Below are 22,736 nucleotides of genomic sequence, written 5' to 3' on the forward strand. Positions count from 1 at the left end.
TCGACTCTGATCAACGATAAACGGCGAGGCCGAGAAGGCCGCACACGGACACGAGCAAGCTCGCCCGGAACAGGGAGGGATGCCACACCACGCGATAGAGGCCCGTATAGGCGATCACGCGATCGAGTAGCCAGGTCAGCGCGGCGCCCGCGATGAACAGCAGCAGAATGGCCGGCACATAGGCATCTAGCACGGCGATATCACGCGGCATGAGGAGCTCCTTCTTCTGAGGTGTCCGCGCGCGCGCCGATCGCCGAGGCGAGCGGCGACTGCGGATCGAGCAGCGCGGTACGAATGAAATGCAGTTGACTGAGGATGCGCAGCAGCTGATGGCGTTCTTCGCGCGATGGCGTGAAGCCGGCCATCAACTGCTGTACTTGCGCGATCGCGTCGGCGGTCGCCGCGAGAGCGCGCGCGAATTGCTGTTCCCGCGGCCGCTCGAACAGCGCCGCGAGCGCATCGCGCAGCGCACGCAGTGCGACGCGCCACGGTGCCGCCTTGTGGTAGCGCGGCTCGTTGGGCAGCGTCGCGATTTCGCGGCGCAGGTCGATCACCGCGTTGCCGACCTCCAACACCGAAAACAGCCAGCGCAGCGTGTCGCGCTTCGTTTCGGGCTCGTTCTGCGACAGCGAGTTGATCTGGAACATCAGATCGCGCGCGCCGCTCTCGAAGCGCGAGCGCACGCGCGCAAGACTCGCGCGGCCAGCCAGCACCACCTGGCGGCGCAGGTCGACGAGCAGGCGGTTGCGCAGCCACGGCGTGGAGGGCGGCAGCAGCACCGCGAAAGCGATCGACGCCACCAGCATCGACAGCACCAGCGCGAGCGCGTCGTTCATGAACGAGCTCGGGTCGTAGTGAATCACGTTGTCGGGGCCGGCGAGGAAGCAGAAGAAGATGCAATAGCCGACGCCGTAGCCCGCGAGCTTCGCACGCGTGGTCATGAACACGCCGAGCAGCAGGAACGGCGTGAGCGCGACGCACAGCATCACGAAGCCGTCGATGTGCGGATAGACGCCGAACACCGCGGTCATGCCCATCAGCGTTGCGAGCACCGTGCCGCCGGCCATCTGGAACGCGGTGCGCTTCGGGTCCGGCGACGACGACGCGAGCGCGCACACGGCCGCCGCGTCCAGCGTCAGCGTCGAGCCGCTCGGCCACGCGGTCGCGATCCAGAACGCGCCGAGCACCAGCATCACGATGGCTGCGCGCAGGCCCGCGACGCCGGCCGCGATCGCGTTGGTTTTCGGTTCGTAGCGCTCGATCCAGCGTTCGCGCGCGTGCGTGTCGACCGCGAGCGACGCGTAGGTCGCCGCGTACGCGTGCAGGTCGTCGATGAAGCGGTACAGCAGTTCGGCGCCCGTGTCGAAATCGAGCAACGGCGCGTCGGGATGCGTTTCGAGCTCGTCGCGCGTCGCGCGCACGCGTTTCGGCAATTCGCTCCTGTAGGTGTCGAGCTGCGCCGCGGCGTGCGCGGCGTCGACCGCGCTCAGCACCGGCTCGCCCGACTTCGCGAGCAACGGCGCGATCTCCTTGAAGTACGGCTCGAGAGCGTCGATCGCAATCGACGCGCCGTGGGTGCCGTTCTCGCGCAGACGGTTCATCAGCTGATGCAGCGCGTGAAAGCGCGTCGACGCGGTCATGAACTCGCTGTTCAGACGCGCGAGGCGCCCGCCGCGCATCCGCGAATCGGGACCTTCGAACATGGCGATGCTGCGCGCGGCCTCGAAGCCGACGATGTCGGCGACGAAGCGCGCATTGGTCGCCTCGATCTGCGCGCGGTCGTTGCGGCCGGCCAGCGACGCCGACACGTATTCGACGAAGGCCGAGAAGCGCGCGCGCACAGTGCTGCGCATCTGCTGGCCGGCGAATTGCGGAAACACGAGGCCGCTTACCGCGCCCGCGCAGATGATGCCGATCACGACTTCGGCGACCCGCGTGAGCGCGCTGAGAAACGCGCCGTCCGGATGCTGCCACGCCGGGATGCCGATCAGCGCGGCCGTGTAGCCGGCCAGCACGAAGCCGTACGAACGGAAGTTGCGATTGCGCGCGGCGCCGGCAGTGCAGATGCCGACCCAGATCGCGGTCGTAATCAGAAACAGCTCCGGCTGCTGCGCGAACAGGCCGATCAGCGCGAGCATCACGACCAGACCGACCAGCGTGCCGCAGATCCGGTAGAAGCTCTTCGCGAACACGGCGCCGCTTTGCGGCTGCATCACGATGAACACGGTGGTCATCGCGGTGCGCGGCTGCGGCAGATCGAGTTTCATCGCGATGCCGAGCGCGAGGAAACACGCGGCGAGCGATTTGAACAGGTACATCCACACGAGGCCGTCGGTGCGCGCCCAGTGGGCGGCGGCTTCGTAGAGTGCGGCGAACGACGCGTGGCGCGCGGTCGACGGGGAGGGCGACGAGGACATGGCCTTTCTTACTCGGACGCGGGCGCGTTCGGGGCGCGCGAGGCGGTGGTGGCGGTGGTGACTGCGATCGTCCTGGCGTTGGCATTCGCATCCGCCTTTGCCTTCGCCGTGCCGGAATCCGCCGAGCCGCTCTTGCCTTCGTTGCTGCCCTTGCCATGCGCCGGCAACGTTTCGTTATCCCGCGGACCGTTGGCCGGATCGTCGAGACCGCCGCCGAGCGCCGTCATCAGCGACGCATGCGCGCCAAGACGCTCGGCCTGCACCTTGGCGACGCCTTCCTGCGCACGCAGCAACTGGTTTTGCGCGACCAGCACGTTCAGATAGTCGGTCAAGCCGCGCCGGAAACCCTCGCGCGACAGATCATAGTTCCTGCGCGCGGCAGCGACCGAGCGGTCGGCGTCGTCGGCCTGGGTGGTCAGCGAACGGATGCGGATCACCTGGTCGGAAATGTCCTTCAGCGCGGTGACGATCGACTGGTTGTAGCGCTCGACCGCTTCGTCGTAGCCCGCCGACGCGGCGCCGAGCTGCGAGCGCAGCCGGCCGCCGTCGAAGATCGGCAGCGTCAGCGCGGGGCCCACGCTCCAGCTATGTGACGGACTCTTCAGGAACTGGAACAGCGGCCCCATCGCCGCATAGCCGCCGATCGACGCGAGCAGGTTGATGTCCGGATAGAACCCGGCCTTGGCGACGTCGATGCCGCGCGCCTGTGCGGCGACCGTCCAGCGCGCCGCGACCACGTCGGGGCGGTGGCCGATCAGATCCGCGGGCAGCGCGGCCGGCAAACCGGCGGGCGCGGCGAGCGACAACGTCGGGCGCTGGATCGCGTCGCCGGCGCCTGGACCCTTGCCCGCGAGCGCGGCCAACTGATTGCGGCCGAGCGCGATCTTTTCCTCGATCGCGTCGATCTGGCGCTCGTACTCGGGCATCGGCGTTTCGGCCTGGCTCACTTCGAGCTGCGTGCCGATGCCGCCCCTCAGGCGCCGGTTCGCGAGGTCGACGATTTGCTGCTGTTGTTGCAGCGTGGCCTTCGCGATATCGAGCAGCGCGTAGTTCAGCGACATTTCGATATAGGTGCGCACGACGTTCGCTTGCAGTTCGAGCTGCGCGGCGCGCGCGTCGGCGGCGCTCGCGTGTGCGAGGTCGAGCGCGCGCTCGGCGGCGTTCTTGTCCTTGCCCCAGAAGTCGAGGTGATAGGCGAGGGCGAGGGTACCGGTGTTGTTCCACGACTGCTCGCCGGCGAGCGGCCCCGGCCCGTAGAACACATTGTCGGGCCATTGCTCGCGCTGGATCGACAGGCTGCCGTGGACTTGCGGCGCGAGCGCGGAGCGCGCGACACCGGCCATCGACGCCGCCTCGCGCACGCGCGCCTGGGCGACCGCGAGACTCGGATTGCCGGCCTGTGCGTCCGCGATCCACCGGTTCAGCTGCGGATCGTCATAGGCGCGCCACCAGTCGGCGGCGGGCCACTGCGCATCGGCGTTGGCGGCGCGAATCGCGTTGCCGGCGTCGAGCGATGAAGGATTGATCGTGCGCGTTTGCGGCGCCACGCCCCCGGTACTTGCGCATCCGGCGATTGTTAATAGGATCGTAAGAACCGAGGCTGCGGCGATCCCTTTGTGTACCGGAGACTGCACGATTTCCTCCAAATTTGACTATAGAACCTTGTGCGCAATTATATTTTTCGATCAATTGCGGAATAACCGGTAAAGATGCAAGGCATTTTTACGGGACATGAGATAATGGCCATTGCTGATCGTGTAACAATCGCTGCCGATTTTTCGCAACTGTGCTGCATGGGATCGGAGCAAGGGCTAGAGCGCAAACTCCGGTCGACAGAGGATAGGTATGGACACGCTTCAAAACATGCGCGTATTCGTCCGCGTCGTCGAAGCGGGCAGCTTCACGGGCGCCGCGCAACATCTGAATACGACGACGGCCTACGCGTCGCGCGCGGTTTCCGATCTGGAAGCGCATCTGCGCACGCGGCTGTTGAACCGGACCACGCGCCGCATCGCGCTGACCGAGGCGGGCGAGCGCTATCTGCAGCGCTGCGAGCAGATCCTCGCGTACGTGGATCAGGCGGAGGCCGAGGCGAGCGACGCGCACGCGCGCCCGTCCGGCAAGCTGAAGGTTCACGCGATGACGAGCTTCGGCCAGCACTACGTGGTGCCGGCCGTGAGCCGTTACCAGCAGCGCTACCCGGACGTGCATGTCGAACTGACGCTCGCGCAGCGCATGCCGGATCTGCTCGACGAAGGCTTCGACGTGTCGCTGACGCTCGCCACCGTCCTGCCGGACTCGGGGCTCGTGTCGCAGCGCATTGGCAGCGCGTTCAGCATTGCGTGCGCGTCGCCTGCGTATCTCGAGCGGCGCGGCGTGCCGCAAACGCCCGCGGACCTCGCGCAGCACACCTGCCTGCAGATGGTGACGCCGGTGTACCCGCCCGACAAATGGACCTTCGACGGCCCGAACGGCGAGGAAGTCGTGTCGCTCGGTTCGGCGACGTTCCAGGTGAACGTGGCCGAGGCGATGGTCGTGGCTGTCGCCCAGGGCATGGGCATCGCGCTGATTCCGATCTACTCGGCGATCAGTGGTTTGCGCAGCGGTGAACTGGTGTGGCTGCTGCCCGAGTACACGTCGCAGCAGATGAATCTGTATGCGCTGTATCCGTCGCGGCAGTATCTCGATGCGAAGATCCGCACATGGGTCGAATTCCTGCGCGACGAGTTGCCCTCGACGCTGGCGGCGGATCAGGAAGAATTGCGGCAGTTCGCGCGAACCTGAACGGTCTGCTCGTCAAGCGTTGACGTTCGAGGCGCGCGCGACGTGACAGCCTGTTACACACGCGCCGCGTCGCAACATTTCTTTACTTCTGCCGCGCAGTCGATTTGTTAACGTGTCGTTCACGCGTCGCCGCTCTGGCCGGACGCGCTGGATTCGCCGCCGTTCGGCACCTCGCAACCACTGAAGGACGACACATCCATGGATACGCACCTGATGATCGGCTTGGCCGTCATGTTCGGATTGATCGGCGTCGCCGCGTCGCGCGATTTGCTGCGCCGCATGCGTGTACAGCAGCCGCGGCTCGTGCCGGTCGAAGTCGAGTCACAGGATGCGCCGCGGCCAGAGCGGTGAGCGGGCCCGCTAGAACCAGCTAGATCTCGACGACCTTGTCCCACGCAAACAGCGGATTTTCCCACTCGCGCGTGCGCCGGTCGAAATAGCCGCGCGGATTGCACACCACACGCGTGCCGTCCACCACATAGTCGAACGACGTATGCGTGTGGCCGTGAATCCACAACGCGACGGGCGCGCGCACGAGCTCCGGCAGGTGATTGACGAAGCCCGCCGACACGCGGTCCTCGGCAAAGCGCTCGGCGAGACTCAGCCGATGCGGCGCATGGTGCGTGACCACGATCGTTTGGCCGGCGAATGGTTTGGTCAGCTCGCTTTCGAGCCACGCGCGCGCATGCTGGTGCAGCGCGAGCGAATCGGCCGGCGTGAAGTCGCGCGCGGCATCGCGCGGGTCGTGCGGCCAGTTCATCTGGATCAGCCCGCGATAATCGAGCATGACGCGCCGCGCGGCGACGATCGATTCCTCGATTGCTTCGGGCGTCGCGCCGTACAGCGCAAAGTCTGTCCACAACGTCGTGCCGAGCACGCGCCAGCGCCCCTGGCTATCGACGAGCGTGGCGTTGTTCAGCACGTGCACGTTATCGACCTGTGCGGCCGCGTCGAGCGTCGCGCTCTCCAGCGCGCCGAACTCGCCGTCGTAATACTCGTGATTGCCCGGTACGTAGACGACCGGCACCGTGTCGTCGAACGCCTGCGCGGCCCAGCGCGGGCCGGCCGCGTGGTTGTGAATGTCGCCCGCCAGCACGACCAGATCCGCCTGCGCATGCGGGATCAGTTCAGGCTCGTCGTTTTCCAGATGCAGATCGGACAGCACGCGAATCTTCACGGACGCGCCTCCTGCGAAACGCCGCCGCGCCGGATCGCGGAGGCTTCAAACATTAGCGTAGCACCTTGCCCGGATTCATCAGGTTCAGCGGATCGAGCGCCTGCTTGATCGCGCGCATCATCCGCACCTCGACGTCCTGTTTGTAGTGCGCGGCTTCGTCGATCTTCAGCTGGCCAAGTCCGTGTTCCGCGCTGATGCTGCCGCGGTGCGCATTCACGCTGTCGTAGACGATCCGGTTGATCGGGCTCTGGTACTGGCGCAGAAACGCCTTCGCATCGACGCCCTCGGGCGCCTGTACGTTGTAGTGCAGATTGCCGTCGCCGAGATGGCCGAACGTGACCATGCGCGCGCCCGGCGCGGCTTGCGCGATCGCGGCATCGGTCGCTTCGATGAAGTGGCCGATGCGTGAGATCGGCACCGCGATGTCGTGCTTGATGTTCAGGCCTTCCTCGGCCTGCGCGAGCGGAATGTGCTCGCGCAGATTCCAGAACGCGCGCGACTGCGCGAGGTTTTCCGCGACCACGGCGTCTTCGACGAGACCCTGTTCGAGCGCGGTTTCCATCAGCCCCTCGAACAGCCTGCGCGCGTGCTCTTCGCTTTCGCTGTCCGACAGTTCGAGCAGCACGATTTGCGCATGCGGTTCGGCGAACGGATAACGCATCTGTTCGAAATGCCGGCCAACGAGGCGCAGGCAGAAATCCGACATCAGTTCGAAGCCGGTCAGGAGCGGCCCGGCGACGCGTTGCGTGAGCGCGAGAAAATCGAGCGCCGCATGCGGCGATGCGAGCGCGGCGAGCGCGGTCACGCGCGCGGCCGGCTGCGGATGCAGCTTCATCACCGCCGCGGTGATCAGGCCGAGCGTGCCTTCCGCGCCGATGAACAGGTCGCGCAGATCGTAGCCGGTGTTGTCCTTGCGCAGCCCGCGCAGGCCGTCCCACAGGTCGCCTTGCGGCGTCACCAGTTCGAGGCCGAGGCACAGCTCGCGCGTGGTGCCATAGCGCAGCACGCCGGTGCCGCCCGCGTTGGTCGACAGATTGCCGCCGATCGTGCAGCTGCCTTCGGCGGCGAGGCTCAGCGCAAACAGACGCCCGGCCGCTTCGGCGTGCTTCTGCACGTCGGCGAGGATCACGCCGGCTTCGACGGTGATCGTGTTGTTGTGCGGATCGATGTCGCGCACGCGATTCAGGCGACGCAGGCTGATGACCGCCTGCGCGCCGCTGGCGTCAGGTGTCGCGCCGCCTGCGAGGCCGGTGTTGCCGCCCTGCGGCACCAGCGCGACGCGATGTTCGACCGCGAGCCTGACGAGCGCGGCGGCTTGCGCGGACGTGGCCGGGCACAGCACCGCGCAGGCCGCGCCGGTGTAGCGGCGGCGCCAGTCGGTCAGAAAGGGAGCGGTGTCGTGCGGATCGGTCAGGACGTGAGCCGCGCCGATGGCGTCGCGGCAGGCGGCGAGAAAAGCGGTGTGATTCATGTGGATCGGTTGACGGTTTTGAGGCTTGGACGTCAGCGGGGCGGGGTTGGTTCGCCGGTGGTTTGCTTTGCAGCCCGCTTTGCGGCTTGCTTCGCGGCTCGTTTCGCCGCGCGCTTGAACGGCCCGACATACGCGAGCGCGCAGGCGAAGAAGACCACGGCGAGCGCCGCTTGCAGCCCGCCGAGCCGCGCTCCCAAGCCATGATCGCTCCAGCCGCGCACGACGCCTTCGGCGAAATACAGCAGGATCAGCATCGACGCCCATTGCATCGTATAGAGCCGACGTCGCCACACGCCAGGCAACGCGGAGAGCAACGGCAACGCCTTCAGCACGAGCAGCGAGCCGCCGGGCCGCAATGGCGCGAGCCACCATTCCCATGCGACCGCCAGCACGATCATCGCGACCAGTGTGAAAGCGGCGACGAGCGCGGCGGCGGCTTTGGGCTGCACGGGTGCAACGGTTGCGGCTGCCGACGTGCTTGCGAATTCCGCGCCGCTGGCGTCCCGACGGGCGTCGTGGCGTTCGGTTGGTTGCGGATGCGGGTCGTTCACGGCTTTGCGCTCAGGGCCGTTCGGACATCGACGCCGCCGTGCGCGCAACGCGCGCACCCAGCGCAATGGCCAGCGTCCGTTCGTCGGCGGAGATGCCATGGCCGGCCGTGCCCGCGCGCGCGAAATGCGACGCGCCATACGGCGTACCACCGGTTTGCGTGGTGGTCAGCGTGCTCTCCGTGTACGGAATGCCGACGATCAGCATGCCGTGATGGAGCAGTGGCAGCATCATCGACAGCAGCGTGGATTCCTGGCCGCCGTGCAGGCTGCCGGTCGACGTGAACACACAGGCCGGCTTGCCTGACAGCGCGCCGGATAGCCACTGCGGCGTGGTGCCGTCGAGAAAGTATTTGAGCGCGGCCGCCATGTTGCCGAAGCGGGTCGGTGAGCCGAGCGCGAGGCCCGCGCATTCTTCGAGGTCACGCAGCTCGACGTACGGTGGTCCTTCGGCGGGGATGTCCGGCTCGCTCGCCTCGCAGACCGTGGAAACCGCCGGTACGGTGCGCACGCGCGCCTGCATGCCGGGGACGCTGTCGACGCCGTGCGCGATCGCCAGCGCGAGCTCGCGCGTGGCGCCGTGACGGCTGTAATAAAGCACGAGAATGTCTTTCATAGGCCTCATCATTGAACGGGTATTATAGGGGTTCGGTCCGTTGCACAGGCCATTCATAGCCGTTCGGCCAGGAGGTTCGGCCAAACGCCGCAAGGGGTTCCCGCAGTCCCGTTCTGACGGTTCAGCAAGCAAGGAGGCAGGTTTGTTGGTTAGGGTGCGTTTCGATCTCGACACGCTCAAACGGCTCGCGCAATTCGCCGCGCAACGCATCGGCGAAGACCGGATTCCGCAGGTCGCGGGCAGCCTGACGTTCACCACGATGCTCGCGCTCGTGCCGCTCGCCACCGTCGCGTTTGCGCTGTTCACCGCGTTTCCGATCTTCAGCTCGTTCCAGGCGTCGCTGCAGTTTTTTCTTGCCGATCACCTGATGCCCGCGCAACTGAACGATCAGATCTTCAAGTATCTGAACCAGTTCGCGTCGAAGGCCAAAGGGCTGACAACGATCGGCATGATCATTCTGTTCGTCACCGCGGTGATGACGATGATGACCGTCGAGTCCGCGTTCAACGTGATCTGGCGCGTGCGCAAGGCGCGGCCCGTCGCGCAGCGCATCCTCGTGTACTGGGCGATCATCACGCTCGGTCCAATCCTGATCGGCGTGAGCCTGTCCATCTCGTCGTATCTGTTCACGCAATCGATGTCGTTTAGCGCCGCGCAGCGCATCACGCCGCTGATCGAATGGGCGCTCGCGAGCGCCACGCTGCCGTTCACGATGCTCGCGTTCACGATTCTTTACGTTTATTTGCCGAACTGCCGTGTCGAATGGCGCGACGCGGTGGTCGGCGGCGTGATCGCCGCGGTCGCGTTCGAGCTCGCCAAGCGCGGTTTCGGCTACTACGTGCGCCGTATTCCGACCTATACGGCGGTGTACGGCGCGTTCGCCGCGGTGCCGCTGTTCCTGGTGTGGATGTACCTCTGCTGGTTCATCACGCTGACCGGAGCGATGATCGCATCGGCGTTGCCGGCGATCCGCATCGGTCAGTTTCACCGCCCGGTGTTCTATGGCAGCAATCTGTTCGATTCGCTCGAATTGCTCGCGCGGCTGTGCGAAGCGCGTGAGGGCGGCAGACGTGGCTACACGATGCCCGAGCTTGCGCGCATGCTTCGCCGCGACAAGGATACGACGCTGATGCTGTTGCAGCGTCTCGAGGAGATCGAATGGATCGCGCGGCTGGAGGAGGACCATACCGGCCCGCACTACGTGCTGCTCGCGAACCCGGCGCAGGTGACCGTGCAGCGGCTGTACGACCTGTTCGTGATCGACCGCGCGGAGCTTACGTATCAGCTCGAACTCGACTCCACGCGGGTTGACGGCGGAATGCTGCTCGCCGCGCTCGACAACGACCAGCTGAAGGTGACGCTCGCCGCGCTCCTTGCCTCGCGCGCGGCGGCAAGGGCAGCGCGACCCGGAAACGAGCGCGCGGCGGCTTCGATGCCGCACCAGGCGGCGTGACAGGGCGGCTCGACTTCGAGCCGCGTTGGTAAAACTACAACGAAATCTTCCCCACGCAGATGTCCTTGAACATCACCCAGTCGCCCATCAGGCTGTAAAGCGGATGACGGAAGGTGGCCGGCTTGTTCTTTTCAAAGAAGAAATGGCCGACCCACGCGAAGCCATAGCCGCACACCACGGCCGCCGGCAGCCATACCCAGTTGCCGGTGGCGAGCGCCATCGCGAGAAAGCCAATGACTCCGAGCGAGCCGACGAAATGCAGCCGCCGCGATGCGATGTTGCGATGCTCGCTCAGGTAGTACGGATAAAACTCCGCGAAGCTCGCGAAGTGATCGGTATGTGCTGTATGAGCCATAGCGGCCTCCGGAGGCTGAAAAAGACAGCTTCAATCATTCTCCGGCGATCGCCTGCCTAACGCAACCTGGCCATTCGGCCGATGGCGCGGCGGGTTCGGCGTGGATATCGTCGTGATTCAGCGCCCTTCGTGCGGTGCCCGCGTGGCGAAGCTGTACAGCGCATCGAGCGTCGCGTCGGGTTGCTCGGTCATCAACGCGTGGCCCGCATCGAGCGTGACGGTGTCGACCGGCGTGCCCGCCTGCGCGAGCGCATCGGCGAGCGCTTTCGCCGCGCGCGGTGGCGTCATCGCGTCGCGGCGGCCGACGATCAGGCGCGTCGCGCAACGCACCTGCGCCGCGCGGGCGAGGCCGTCCGCATAGGTATGGCAGGCGGTGAAATCGGTGTGGAACAGATGCGGCTCGCCGCTGGCGGACACGTGCTCCATCAGCCGCTGGTTCATACCGTGCAGCCAGAAGCCGGGGCCGGGGCACGAGGGCTTCGCGGCGAGCGTCGAATGCGACCACTGGTTGACCATGTCGATCGCCTCGGGCTCGCGATTGAGCGCCGCGTCGAGCAGCGCGTCGGAGACCGTCATCGGCAGCGCGGTCGCGAGCAGCGCAAGATGCGTGGCGCGCTGCGGATAGCGGCCGGCGAAGTCGAGCGCGATCAGCGAGCCCATGCTGTGACCGGCGACGAACGCACGCGTGACGCCCACGGCATCGAGCAGCGCGGCGAGCCAGTCGGCCAGCGCGACGATGCTGGCGAGCGCGGGGCCGGCGCTGCGTCGGTGGCCCGGCAGGTCGAGCGCGAGCACGCCGAAGCCGTGATGCGCGAAATAGCGGCTTTGGAGCGCCCACACGCTGTGATCGTGCTCGGCGCCGTGGATGAACACCGCGGTCGGCAGGCCCGCGTCGAAGGGTTTGCCGCCGGTGTAGGCGTAGGCCGGTTTGCCTTGGACGGTGACGATCATGGGGACTCCGGGCGGGCGGGGGCGTTCGTGGCGGTGGGCGCCGCAGCGGCGGTTCTTTGCGCGGCCTTCAGCGCGCGCTTGAGATCGTCGATCAGGTCATCCGGATCTTCGAGGCCGATCGACAGACGGATCGTGCCTTCGGTGATACCGGCCGCGGCGAGCGCGGCGGCATCCATGCGGAAGTGCGTCGTCGATGCCGGGTGGATCACCAGCGAGCGCGCGTCGCCGACGTTCGCGAGGTGCGAGAACAGCGTCAGCGCTTCGATGAAGGCGCGCCCGGCCGCGCGGTCGCCGCGCAGGTTGAAGCTGAACACCGCTCCGGCGCCGCGCGGTAGCAGCCGCTTCGCGAGCGCGTGGTCGGGATGCGTCGGCAGCTCGGGATAGGCAACCGATTCGACCACCGCATGAGCGGCGAGAAACTCGACCACGCGGCGTGTGTTGGCGACGTGCCGCTCCATGCGCAACGGCAGCGTCTCGATGCCTTGCAGCAGTTGCCACGCGGCCTGCGGATGCAGGCACGCGCCGAAATCGCGCAAGCCTTCGCGCCGCGCGCGCAGTAGGAACGGCGCGACGGTGCTTTCCTCGGCGAACACCATGCCGTGGAAACCGTCGTATGGCTCGGTGAACTCGGGAAAGAGGCGGGAAGCCTCGAAGTCGAACGTGCCGCCGTCGACCAGCACGCCGCCGATCGTCGTGCCGTGGCCGCCGAGAAACTTGGTCGCCGAGTGGTAGACGAAGTCGGCGCCGTGCTCGAACGGGCGCAGCAGGTAGGGCGTCGTGAAGGTCGAATCGACCAGCAGCGGCACGCGGTGCGCGTGTGCGATCTGCGCGAGCGCGGCGATGTCGAGCACCTCCAGGCCCGGATTGCCGAGCGTTTCGCCGAATAGCAGGCGCGTGTTGGGGCGCAGCGCGGCGCGCCACGCGTCGAGGTCGCCGGGCTTCACGAAGGTCGTCTCGATACCGAAGCGCCGCAGCGTGTAGTGCAGCAGATTGTGCGAGCCGCCGTACAGCGCGCTCGACGCGACGATGTGGGAGCCGGCGCCCATCAGCGTCGCGATCGCCAGATGCAGCGCGGCCTGGCCGCTTGCGGTGCCGATCGCGCCGGCGCCGTTTTCGAGCGCGGCGACGCGCTCTTCGAACACGGCGACGGTCGGATTCGAGATGCGCGAGTAGACGTGGCCGGCGCGCTCCATGTTGAACAGCGCGGCGGCGTGGTCCGAGTCGCGGAATGAAAACGACGTGGTCTGGTAGATCGGCGTCGCGCGCGCGCCGGTGGCGGGGTCGGGGGCAGCGCCGGCGTGCAGCGCAAGCGTATCGAAACGGTTGGCGGACATCGTGTGCGGCGGGCCGCGAGGGGCCACGCGAATGATCAGGGTAGGCCGGCCATCCTATCATTGGCGCGCGCCGCTTCAAGCGCGGTTTTCCCGTGGGATGGACCGCGGATTTGTGCGGCTCGTGCCGGGAGCGGGGCATGCTCGCTATCTGGAAGTCAGATGAATTGGAGCCCCCGAAACCCCGCCGAGCCTTGGCTGGCGGGCCGCTTTCCTTTTATGGGCCTTTCCGATAGGATCGAAACAACCATTTAATGCACTGCAAGATTGGCGGTACCAGGAGATAGATCATGCGAGTCAGCGACATTCTTAAAGTCAAGGGCAACACCCTTTTTACGGTCACGCCGGATACCACGCTGCATGACGCCGTCATTACCATGGCCGAGCACGACATCGGCTCGCTCGTCGTGATGGAGTACGGCGACCTCGTCGGCATGCTGACGTTTCGCGAAATCATTCTGACCTTGAGGGAAAACGGCGGCAGCGTCGGTACTTCGACGATCCGCAAGGTGATGGACGACCATCCGCTCACCTGCACGCCCGAAACCGACGTCAACGAAGTGCGCCGCATGATGCTCGAGCATCACGTGCGTTATCTGCCGGTCATGGAAAGCCGCACGCTGATGGGCGTCATCTCGTTTTACGACGTTGCGAAGGCGGTGGTCGAGGAGCAGGGGTTCGAGAATCGCATGCTGAAGGCCTATATCCGCGACTGGCCGGAAGAGCAGGAAGGACAGGATCAGCAGCCGGCGCGTTGATGCGCGTGGCTCGAAGGTCGCGCTCCGGCCGTCGCCGCGAGCGCGAATCCGCCGACAGGGCGCGCGCGCAAGCGGGCGCTTTTTTTGTGTCCGGGCCGGTGCCCGGATCTGGAGCGCGCGTCGCACCGGCCCGTTTGTCCGCCGCTCCGCGCGCTTCATCGCCATTTTCCGCGCCGTTGTTCTGACTTCATGAACGATCGTCCGTTGCCTGCCGCCCGCCGCGCCGCTCGCGCGCACGAAGCGCACGAATCCCAGTTCCGCCTGCTCCGCCAGCGCCGTTTCGCGCCGTTCTTCTGGACACAGTTTCTCGGCGCGATGAACGACAACGTGTTCAAGATCGGCTTCACGTCGCTCGTCACCTATCAGGCGGCGCAGTTTTCGGGCGTCGATCCGAAAACCGCGGCGTTCCTGATCTCCGCGATTTTCATTCTGCCGTTCGTGCTGTTCTCGGCCACTTCCGGCCAGATCGCGGACAAGTACGACAAGGCGTTGCTCACGCGACTCGTCAAGACTTTCGAGATCGCGGTGATGCTGGTCGGCGGCGCCGGCTTCTGGCTGCATAGCGCGCCGCTGCTGTATCTGTGCACGTTCCTGATGGGCGTGCATTCGACCGTATTCGGGCCGGTCAAGTACTCGTATCTGCCGCAGCATCTGTCGAAGGCCGAATTGGTCGGCGGCAACGGCATGATCGAGATGGGCACCTTCGTCGCGATCCTGGTCGGCACGATCGTCGGCGGCGCGGGCGCGGGGTTCGCCGAGCATGGCGCGGTGGTGCTCGCTGGCGCGTGTATCGCGATCGCGCTGATCGGGCGCGGCGTGTCCGGCTTCGTGCCGGCTACGCCTGCGTCGCAGCCCGGCTTGCGCATCAACTGGAACCCGGTCAGCGAAACGTGGCGCAATCTGAAGCTCGCGCACGAAAACCGCACGGTGTTTCTGAGCCTGCTCGGCATCTCGTGGCTGTGGTTCGTCGGTGCGACGTTCCTCGCGTCGTTCTTCAATTTTGCGAAGGACGTGCTGTCCGCCGATCCGGACGTCGTGACCGTGCTGCTCGCCACGTTTTCGATCGGCATCGGCATTGGCTCGCTGCTGTGCGAACGGCTGTCGAAGCGGCGGATCGAAGTCGGCCTCGTGCCGCTCGGCTCGATCGGCATGAGCGTGTTCGCGATCGATCTTTTTTTTGCGAGCCATGCGCTGCCGCCGGCGGGGCATCTGCTCAGCGTCGGGGAATTTCTCGCGCGGCTCGCGCATTGGCGCGTGCTCGCCGATCTGTTCCTGCTCGCGATGTTTGGCGGCTTCTACAGCGTGCCGCTGTATGCGCTGATTCAGAGCCGTAGTCAGCCGAGTCATCGCGCGCGCATCATCGCCGCGAACAATATCCTCAACTCGCTGTTCATGATCGTGTCGGCGCTGATGGCGATGGGCCTGACCGCCGCGGGCTTCGCCATTCCGGCAATTTTTCTCGTCACCGCGCTGCTGAACGTGGTGGTCGCGGGCTACATCTATTCGCTCGTGCCCGAGTTTCTGCTGCGCTTCGTTGCGTGGCTGCTCGTGCATACGTTTTACCGGATCCGGCTCGTGCACGCGGAGCGGATTCCGGAGCGCGGCGCGGCGGTGCTCGTGTGCAACCACGTCAGTTTCGTCGATGCGATCGTCATCATGGCCGAAAGCCCGCGGCCGATCCGCTTCGTGATGGACCATCAAATCTTCCGCTCGCCGTTCGTCGGCTGGCTATTCCGGCATGCGAAGGCGATTCCGATCGCGCCCGCGCATCAGGACGCGGCGCTGCTCTCGCGTGCGTACGATCTGTGCGCGCGGGCGCTCGCGGACGGCGAACTCGTCTGCATCTTTCCCGAAGGCAAGCTGACGCGCACCGGTGAGCTGAACCCGTTTCGCCACGGCGTCGCCGAGATCGTCAGACGCACGCCGGCGCCGGTTATTCCGATGGCGCTGCGTGGTCTGTGGGGCAGCGTGTTTTCGCGCGCGGTCGATGCCCACTGGCCGCGTCCGCTCAGAAAGGGCGTGATGAGCCGGCTGAGCCTCGCGGTCGGCGAGCCGATCGACCCGGCGCTCGCGACGCCGGAAACACTGCAGCAGATCGTGACCGAGTTGCGCGGCGCGCGCAAATAGCCTTGGGCCGGCGCGCGGATGCCGAGGTCGCTAGCTCGTCCACTATCACCCGCATTCGGCAGCGCTGTCGCCACGCCCGTCTTCGGGGCGAGCGGGCTGGCATAATAGCGTTCTCCCCGAATTTCTTTGGACGACGCTCATGTCCGGCAACACGCTCGGTACGCTTTTCACTGTCACGACCTTCGGCGAATCGCACGGCCCCGCTATCGGCTGCGTGATCGACGGCTGCCCGCCGGGCATGGCGCTCAACGAAGCCGATATCCAGTTCGAACTCGATCGCCGCAAGCCGGGCACGTCGCGCCACGTGACGCAGCGCCAGGAAGAGGACAAGGTCGAGATCCTGTCGGGCGTGTTCGAAGGTCAAACCACCGGCGCGCCGATCGCGCTGCTGATCCGCAATACCGACCAGCGCAGCAAGGACTACGGCAACATCGCCGAGACGTTCCGTCCGGGCCACGCCGACTACACGTACTGGCAGAAGTACGGCATTCGCGATTACCGCGGCGGCGGCCGCTCGTCGGCACGGCTGACGGCGCCCACGGTCGCGGCGGGCGCGGTGGCGAAGAAGTGGCTGCGCGAGAAGTTCGGCACCGAGATTCGCGGCTATATGGCGGCGCTCGGCGAGATCGACGTGCCGTTCGTCGATTGGGCGCAGGTGCGCGAAAACCCGTTCTTCGTGCCGAATGCGCAGATCGTTCCGCAGCTCGAGGCGTATATGGACGCGCTGCGCAAGGACGGTGATTCGATCGGCGCGCGCATCAACGTGGTCGCCTCCGGTGTGCCGGTCGGCCTCGGCGAGCCGCTGTTCGACCGTCTCGACGCCGACATCGCGCACGCGATGATGGGCATCAACGCGGTGAAGGGCGTCGAGATCGGTGCGGGCTTCGCGAGCGTCGCGCAACGCGGCTCGGTGCATGGCGACGAGCTGACGCCGGAGGGCTTCGTCGGCAATCACGCGGGCGGGGTGCTCGGCGGCATTTCGACGGGACAGGACATCACGGTGTCGATCGCGATCAAACCGACCTCGAGCATTCGCACGCCGCGCCGTTCGATCGACAAGGCGGGACAGCCGGTGGTCGTCGAAACCTTCGGGCGGCACGACCCGTGCGTCGGCATTCGCGCGACGCCGATCGCCGAGTCGATGCTTGCGCTCGTGCTGATCGATCACGCGCTGCGCCATCGCGCGCAATGCGGCGATGTGGCCGTGAGCACGCCGAAGATCGCGGCGAGCGCGCCGTAACGCTGACGCGGCCCCGAGATTGGCGGCGAACGAGCCGCCATGAAAATGAATAGCGAAGGGGACGGACGAAACGCGCGAGAATGCGCGCAGACGAAGGCGCGAGCGCGCTATCGGAATTTGCCTTCGCGACGCTGCCGCTTATCGCACAGCGCCGCAAAAGCAAACAGCACAACAATTACATGTTCGGATAGTTCGGACCGCCACCGCCTTCCGGCGTGACCCACACGATATTCTGCGTCGGGTCCTTGATATCGCAGGTCTTGCAGTGCACGCAGTTCTGCGCATTGATGACGAGCCGCTCGTTGCCTTCGTCGTTCTTCACGAACTCGTACACGCCAGCCGGGCAATAACGCGACTCCGGTCCGGCGTAAGTCTGCCAGTTCACGTTGACCGGCACGCTCGGATCTTTCAGCGTCAGGTGCGCCGGCTGATTTTCCTCGTGGTTCGTGTTCGAGATGAACACCGAAGAGAGCCGGTCGAACGTCAGCTTGCCGTCCGGCTTCGGATACGTGATCGGCTTGCACTGCGAAGCCGGCTTCAGCATCTCATGATCGGAATGCTGGTGATGCAGCGTCCAGGGCACGTTACCGCCGAGCAGCTTCTGCTCGACGCCGACCATCAGCGTGCCGAGGTAGAGACCCTTGCTCATCCACTGCTTGAAGTTACGCGCGCGATACAGCTCGGTGTACAGCCACGACGTCTTGAAGGTTTCCGGATAAGCGGTCAGTTCGTCCGACTGACGGCCGGCCTGTACGGCGGCGAATGCGGCGTCGGCGGCGAGCATGCCGGTCTTGATCGCGGCGTGCGAACCCTTGATGCGCGACGCGTTCAGGAAGCCCGCGTCGTCGCCGACAAGTGCGCCGCCCGGGAACACCAGCTTCGGCAGCGACATCAGACCGCCCGCGGTGATCGCGCGCGCACCGTACGACACGCGCTTGCCGCCTTCCAGAATCGCGCGGATCGCCGGATGCGTCTTGTAGCGCTGGAATTCCTCGAACGGTGACAGATACGGATTCGAATAGCCGAGGCCGACCACGAAGCCGACCACGACCTGGTTGTTGTCCATGTGGTAGAGGAACGAGCCGCCGTAGGTGTCGTTCTCGAGCGGCCAGCCGGCCGTGTGCATCACCAGACCCGGCTTGTGCTTGGCGGGATCGATCTCCCACAGCTCCTTGATACCGATGCCGTACACCTGCGGATCGACGCCGTCGCGCAGCTTGAACTTCTCGTTCAGCTGGCGGCCGAGGTGGCCGCGCGCGCCTTCGCAGAACAGCGTGTACTTCGCGTGCAGCTCCATGCCGAGCTGGAAGTTCTCGGTCGGCTCGCCGTCCTTGCCGATGCCGAGGTTGCCGGTCGCGACGCCCTTGACCGAGCCGTCGTCGTTGTACAACACTTCAGCCGCCGGAAAGCCCGGGAAAATCTCGACGCCGAGCGCCTCGGCCTGTTGACCCAGCCAGCGCGTCACGTTCGCGAGGCTGATCACGTAGTTGCCGTGGTTCTTGAAATTGTCCGGCAGCGCCCAGTTCGGCACGCTCTTCGCGCCCGTCGCCGACAGGAACAGGAAGCGGTCTTCGGTCACCTCGACCGTCAGCGGCGCGCCTTTCTCCTTCCAGTCCGGGATCAGCTCGGTCAGCGCGCGCGGGTCCATCACCGCGCCCGACAGGATATGCGCCCCGATCTCAGAGCCTTTTTCGAGTACGCAGACGCCAAGCTCGACGCCTTGTTCGGCGGCGCGCTGCTTCAGACGAATGGCAGCCGACAGGCCCGCAGGGCCGCCGCCGACGATGACGACGTCATACTCCATCGACTCGCGCGGGCCGTACTGCTCAATGAGACTTGCGGGGGTCATTGATGCTCCTCTTACCGTTAGAATGCTTTTTTCGGGTTCGTATTGTGGGCGATCGATCCCTACGCCGCAACCCAAAAGCCACAGATTAGCACGAGCGTACTATTTCATGATACGGTATAGACCCTTATCGCGGTCGTACCAAACCCCGTCAACCGCAGTTGTCACTACAACCGAGCAAGGAAAGACAATGGGCCGTTCGATCAATCTGGAAGGCAAGGTCGCGCTGATCACTGGCGCCTCGAGCGGGTTGGGCAAGCGCTTCGCGCAGGTGTTGTCGCAGGCGGGCGCGAAGGTCGTGCTGGCGAGCCGACGGACCGAGCGGCTCAAGGAACTGCGCGCGGAAATCGAGGCGTCCGGCGGCGCCGCGCACGTGGTGTCGCTCGACGTGACCGACTACCAGAGCATCAAGTCGGCGGTCGCGCACGCGGAGACCGAAGCCGGCACCATCGATATCCTCGTCAATAACTCGGGCGTGTCGACTACGCAGAAGCTGTCCGAGGTCACGCCGGCGGACTTCGAATACGTGTTCGACACCAATACGCGCGGCGCTTTTTTCGTCGCGCAGGAAGTCGCCAAGCGCATGATCATGCGCGGCAACAACGCGCAGAAGCCGTCGTACCGGATCATCAACATCGCGTCGATGGCGGGCTTGCGCGTGCTGCCGCAAATCGGCCTGTATTCGATGAGCAAGGCCGCGGTCGTCCACATGACGAAGGCGATGGCGCTCGAGTGGGGCAAGCATGGCATCAATGTGAACGCGATCTGCCCCGGCTATATCGACACCGAGATCAACCACCACCACTGGTCGACCGATCAGGGGCAGAAACTGATTGCGATGCTGCCGCGCCATCGGGTCGGCAAACCGGAGGATCTCGACGGGCTGCTCCTGCTGCTCGCGGCGGACGAATCGCAGTTCATCAACGGCTCGGTGATCGCCGCCGACGACGGTTTCGGGCTCGCGTGAGCGCGCAGTCAAACGTTTCAACAGTCAGGCAGCAAAGGAAGAACGGAAGTAAAGCATGAGCGATTTTCACGCAGTTTTCGAAATGACGATGCCGATCCGCTGGGGCGACATGGACGCCTTCGGTCACGTCAACAACACGGTTTATTTTCGCTACATGGAGCAGGTGCGGATTTCCTGGTTCGAACAGATGGACTTTCTCGGCGAGCGCCCGGACGGGCAGGGACCAGTGATCGTCAATGCGTCGATGGAGTTTCTGAAGCAACTCCACTATCCGGGTGACGTGATCGGCCGGATGTCGGTGGCCACGCCGGGGCGCAGCAGCTTCGATACGGCTTTCGAGCTTCTGCGTGCCGATGAGCCGGATACGCTCTATGCGCGGGGCGCCGCGCGATGCGTGTGGATCGACTACGCGGCGGGCAAGTCGATGCCGGTGCCCGACGTGCTGCGCGCGGCCATCGAGAGCGCGGCTCTCGTCAAGGCGGCCTGACGGCGCTGCCCTGAGCGCGCGGTCGCGCGCCTCATACTCTCTTTCTCTGTCAATCTCCGAGCAGCCGCTGCAACAGCTCGGTCGCATTGCCCGTATCGTATTTACGCATGAGCCGCGCACGGTAGACGTCGACCGTGCGCGGGCTGATGTCGAGCACGCGGCCGATCTGCTTGCTGGTCTTGCCCGTCACCAGTTGCGCGGCGATTTCGCGCTCGCGCGGCGTCAGTTCCACCGCGACCCGGCGGGTCGCGCTCAGATCCTCGAAGGTCCAGACACCCGCCGCGTGCGGGTCGGTGCGCTGCTGCGCGCGGCCCGTCACGTGACACCAGAACAGCTCGCCGTTCGCGCGTTTCATGATGCGGTCGTCCGCGTAGCTGCCTTGCGCGGTCATGATCGGCGGAATGCGCGCGCCGATCCGCTCGAACTCATCCGCCGATGGGTACAACACCTGGAATGACTGACCGATCAGCGCGTCGCGCGCGTAGCCGAAAATCGACGCGAGCTCGTCGTTGCAGTCTTCGATGGTCCGCTCGCGCGACAGCACGAGTCCGATCGGCGCGAGGTGAAATGCAGTGCGGTAATCCAGGGAGGGCATGGGCGGGGCGGCAAGTACTTATGTATTTTTGCGTATTGTGCCGTATGGCGGGCCCAGCGTACTCTTTCGGGCAGATGACAACGCGGCGCATGCCGCGGATGACTACTAGAATGACGTAGCGGTATCGTGAGGCGACGTGAAGTTCGCCAGTTGCGATATCAGCCGCAATGATCCGGCGGCCTGCGTTCAGGTTTCGGGTTTCCATAGAGGAAGGGACATACAGATGAACAAGGTCTATCCAGGCGCCGCCGAGGCGCTGAAGGACATCATCAAGGACGGGCAGACGTTCGCCGTCGGCGGCTTCGGCTTGTGCGGCATTCCCGAGGCGCTGATCGCGGCGCTGCGCGATTCGAAGGTGCGGGGCATCACCTGCATCAGCAACAACGCGGGCGTCGACGGTTTCGGCCTTGGCCTGCTGCTCGAGACGCGTCAGATCAGGAAGATGATCTCGTCGTACGTCGGTGAGAACAAGGAGTTCGAGCGCCAGTACCTGGCCGGCGAACTCGAGCTCGAATTCACGCCGCAAGGCACGCTCGCCGAGAAGCTGCGCGCAGGCGGCGCGGGCATCCCGGCGTTTTTCACGAACACTGGTTTCGGCACGCAGATCGCCGAGGGCAAGGAAACCCGTCAGTTCGGCGAGAACCACTACGTGCTCGAACATTCGCTGACCGCGGATATCGGGCTCGTCAAGGCATGGAAGGCCGACAAGGCCGGCAACCTGATCTATCGCCGCACCGCGCGCAACTTCAATCCGATGTGCGCGATGGCGGGCCGCATCACCGTCGCGGAGGTTGAAGAGATCGTCGAAGTGGGCGAGCTCGATCCGGACGCGATCCATACGCCTGGCATCTTCGTGCAGCGCATCGTGCTGAATGCGCATCCGGAAAAACGCATCGAACAACGCGTCGTCCGCGCGAAAGGAGACTGATCATGGCATGGACTCGTGACGAAATGGCCGCGCGCGCGGCGAAGGAACTGCAGGACGGCTTTTATGTGAACCTCGGCATCGGCTTGCCGACGCTGGTCGCGAACCACGTGCCGGCGGGCGTCGAAGTGTGGCTGCAGTCGGAAAACGGTCTGCTCGGCATCGGCCCGTCGCCGACCGAAGACGAAGTCGACGCCGACCTGATCAACGCCGGCAAGCAGACGGTGACGACGCTGCCCGGTTCGTCGATTTTCTCTTCGGCGGATTCGTTCGCGATGATTCGCGGCGGCCACATCAATCTGGCGATTCTCGGCGCGATGCAGATCAGCAAGAAGGGCGATCTCGCGAACTGGATGATCCCGGGCAAGATGATCAAGGGCATGGGCGGCGCGATGGACCTGGTCGCGGGCGTCAAGCGCGTGGTCGTGCTGATGGAGCACGTCGCCAAGGGCGATCAGCACAAGATCCTCGAAGAATGCACGCTGCCGCTGACGGGCGTGGGTGTGGTCGATGAGATCATCACCGATCTCGGCGTGATCGAAGTGACCGAAAACGGCTTGAAAGTGACCGAACTTGCGCCGGGCGTGAGCGTCGACGAAATCAAGGCGAAGACCGGCGCGCCGCTCGATGTGAGCGCGGTGAGCTGACGCGGGTTGAGACGCCGCTGCGCGCGTCGATGCGAGCGCGG

The 22,736-nt window shown here is 65.5% G+C and carries 22 protein-coding genes; 10 read left to right on the plus strand and 12 right to left on the minus strand.

From position 1 onward, the window contains the following. Nucleotides 1-10: 10 nt before the first annotated feature. The 3 genes from AB3X94_RS01110 to AB3X94_RS01120 are packed head-to-tail and all read right to left on the minus strand — an operon-like array spanning nt 11 to nt 4,051. Nucleotides 11-211 (minus strand): DUF1656 domain-containing protein, encoded by a 201-nt coding sequence (locus tag AB3X94_RS01110; protein ID WP_013089944.1) that lies wholly within the window; start codon nt 209-211, stop codon nt 11-13. Next, the gene (locus tag AB3X94_RS01115) at nt 201-2,417 is read right to left on the minus strand and encodes an FUSC family protein (RefSeq protein ID WP_368610609.1); all 2,217 of its coding nucleotides are present in this window, start codon (nt 2,415-2,417) and stop codon (nt 201-203) included. The genes AB3X94_RS01110 and AB3X94_RS01115 overlap by 11 nt, the downstream gene beginning before the upstream one ends. A gap of 8 nt (nt 2,418-2,425) precedes the next feature. Continuing rightward, complete coding sequence (locus AB3X94_RS01120; RefSeq protein ID WP_368610610.1) at nt 2,426-4,051, minus strand: efflux transporter outer membrane subunit; 1,626 nt, start codon at nt 4,049-4,051, stop codon at nt 2,426-2,428. 211 nt (nt 4,052-4,262) lie between these two features. On the opposite strand from AB3X94_RS01120, the gene AB3X94_RS01125 reads away from it, so the two are divergent. Continuing rightward, on the plus strand, nt 4,263-5,201 hold the full coding sequence (locus tag AB3X94_RS01125; RefSeq protein ID WP_176108063.1) for a LysR family transcriptional regulator: 939 nt from the start codon (nt 4,263-4,265) through the stop codon (nt 5,199-5,201). A 198-nt stretch (nt 5,202-5,399) separates the two neighbouring features. After that, nucleotides 5,400-5,552, plus strand: coding sequence for a hypothetical protein (locus tag AB3X94_RS01130; protein WP_176108064.1), 153 nt, complete (start codon nt 5,400-5,402; stop codon nt 5,550-5,552). A gap of 19 nt (nt 5,553-5,571) precedes the next feature. On the opposite strand, the gene AB3X94_RS01135 is transcribed toward AB3X94_RS01130, so the two are convergent. The 4 genes from AB3X94_RS01135 to wrbA are packed head-to-tail and all read right to left on the minus strand — an operon-like array spanning nt 5,572 to nt 9,013. Next, nucleotides 5,572-6,378 (minus strand): metallophosphoesterase, encoded by an 807-nt coding sequence (locus AB3X94_RS01135; RefSeq protein ID WP_176108065.1) that lies wholly within the window; start codon nt 6,376-6,378, stop codon nt 5,572-5,574. A 52-nt stretch (nt 6,379-6,430) separates the two neighbouring features. Beyond that, nucleotides 6,431-7,849 (minus strand): FAD-binding oxidoreductase, encoded by a 1,419-nt coding sequence (locus AB3X94_RS01140; protein WP_368610611.1) that lies wholly within the window; start codon nt 7,847-7,849, stop codon nt 6,431-6,433. Nucleotides 7,850-7,881: 32 nt separating this feature from the next. Continuing rightward, nucleotides 7,882-8,400: a DUF2069 domain-containing protein gene (locus tag AB3X94_RS01145; protein WP_368610612.1), complete on the minus strand. Its 519-nt coding sequence runs from the start codon at nt 8,398-8,400 to the stop codon at nt 7,882-7,884. Between the two features lie 10 nt (nt 8,401-8,410). Next, a complete protein-coding gene (gene wrbA / locus AB3X94_RS01150; protein WP_176108068.1) occupies nt 8,411-9,013 on the minus strand; it encodes an NAD(P)H:quinone oxidoreductase in 603 nt (200 codons plus the stop codon). Nucleotides 9,014-9,155: 142 nt separating this feature from the next. Between wrbA and AB3X94_RS01155 the strand changes: the two genes are divergently transcribed. After that, the gene (locus tag AB3X94_RS01155) at nt 9,156-10,466 is read left to right on the plus strand and encodes a YihY family inner membrane protein (RefSeq protein WP_176108069.1); all 1,311 of its coding nucleotides are present in this window, start codon (nt 9,156-9,158) and stop codon (nt 10,464-10,466) included. A gap of 34 nt (nt 10,467-10,500) precedes the next feature. On the opposite strand, the gene AB3X94_RS01160 is transcribed toward AB3X94_RS01155, so the two are convergent. From AB3X94_RS01160 to AB3X94_RS01170, 3 genes are all read right to left on the minus strand, one after another. Then, the gene (locus AB3X94_RS01160; RefSeq protein ID WP_176108070.1) at nt 10,501-10,821 is read right to left on the minus strand and encodes a DUF962 domain-containing protein; all 321 of its coding nucleotides are present in this window, start codon (nt 10,819-10,821) and stop codon (nt 10,501-10,503) included. 117 nt (nt 10,822-10,938) lie between these two features. After that, nucleotides 10,939-11,772: an alpha/beta fold hydrolase gene (locus tag AB3X94_RS01165; protein ID WP_368610613.1), complete on the minus strand. Its 834-nt coding sequence runs from the start codon at nt 11,770-11,772 to the stop codon at nt 10,939-10,941. After that, nucleotides 11,769-13,106, minus strand: coding sequence for an O-acetylhomoserine aminocarboxypropyltransferase (locus AB3X94_RS01170; protein ID WP_368610614.1), 1,338 nt, complete (start codon nt 13,104-13,106; stop codon nt 11,769-11,771). The genes AB3X94_RS01165 and AB3X94_RS01170 overlap by 4 nt, the downstream gene beginning before the upstream one ends. Nucleotides 13,107-13,393: 287 nt before the next feature. On the opposite strand from AB3X94_RS01170, the gene AB3X94_RS01175 reads away from it, so the two are divergent. From AB3X94_RS01175 to aroC, 3 genes are all read left to right on the plus strand, one after another. Next, nucleotides 13,394-13,861: a CBS domain-containing protein gene (locus AB3X94_RS01175; protein ID WP_176108073.1), complete on the plus strand. Its 468-nt coding sequence runs from the start codon at nt 13,394-13,396 to the stop codon at nt 13,859-13,861. A gap of 189 nt (nt 13,862-14,050) precedes the next feature. Continuing rightward, nucleotides 14,051-15,988: an MFS transporter gene (locus AB3X94_RS01180; RefSeq protein WP_368610615.1), complete on the plus strand. Its 1,938-nt coding sequence runs from the start codon at nt 14,051-14,053 to the stop codon at nt 15,986-15,988. Nucleotides 15,989-16,127: 139 nt separating this feature from the next. Beyond that, a complete protein-coding gene (gene aroC / locus AB3X94_RS01185; RefSeq protein ID WP_176124022.1) occupies nt 16,128-17,228 on the plus strand; it encodes a chorismate synthase in 1,101 nt (366 codons plus the stop codon). A 175-nt stretch (nt 17,229-17,403) separates the two neighbouring features. Here the strand turns inward: aroC and AB3X94_RS01190 are convergent, their stop codons facing one another. Beyond that, the gene (locus tag AB3X94_RS01190) at nt 17,404-19,077 is read right to left on the minus strand and encodes an electron transfer flavoprotein-ubiquinone oxidoreductase (RefSeq protein ID WP_368610616.1); all 1,674 of its coding nucleotides are present in this window, start codon (nt 19,075-19,077) and stop codon (nt 17,404-17,406) included. Nucleotides 19,078-19,264: 187 nt separating this feature from the next. Between AB3X94_RS01190 and AB3X94_RS01195 the strand changes: the two genes are divergently transcribed. Both AB3X94_RS01195 and AB3X94_RS01200 read left to right on the plus strand, forming a co-directional pair. Further along, entirely contained in the window at nt 19,265-20,041 is a 777-nt protein-coding gene (locus tag AB3X94_RS01195) for an SDR family oxidoreductase (protein WP_013089927.1), read from the plus strand. Between the two features lie 55 nt (nt 20,042-20,096). Continuing rightward, complete coding sequence (locus tag AB3X94_RS01200; protein ID WP_018435249.1) at nt 20,097-20,528, plus strand: thioesterase family protein; 432 nt, start codon at nt 20,097-20,099, stop codon at nt 20,526-20,528. Nucleotides 20,529-20,577: 49 nt separating this feature from the next. On the opposite strand, the gene AB3X94_RS01205 is transcribed toward AB3X94_RS01200, so the two are convergent. Continuing rightward, a complete protein-coding gene (locus AB3X94_RS01205; protein ID WP_176108078.1) occupies nt 20,578-21,123 on the minus strand; it encodes a LuxR C-terminal-related transcriptional regulator in 546 nt (181 codons plus the stop codon). A 223-nt stretch (nt 21,124-21,346) separates the two neighbouring features. On the opposite strand from AB3X94_RS01205, the gene AB3X94_RS01210 reads away from it, so the two are divergent. Further along, nucleotides 21,347-22,051, plus strand: coding sequence for a CoA transferase subunit A (locus tag AB3X94_RS01210; RefSeq protein WP_368610617.1), 705 nt, complete (start codon nt 21,347-21,349; stop codon nt 22,049-22,051). Nucleotides 22,052-22,053: 2 nt separating this feature from the next. Beyond that, the gene (locus AB3X94_RS01215; protein ID WP_013089923.1) at nt 22,054-22,695 is read left to right on the plus strand and encodes a CoA transferase subunit B; all 642 of its coding nucleotides are present in this window, start codon (nt 22,054-22,056) and stop codon (nt 22,693-22,695) included. Nucleotides 22,696-22,736: the final 41 nt, after the last annotated feature.

The organism is Paraburkholderia sp. BR10923 (assembly GCF_040948765.1).
Lineage (GTDB): Bacteria > Pseudomonadota > Gammaproteobacteria > Burkholderiales > Burkholderiaceae > Paraburkholderia > Paraburkholderia youngii.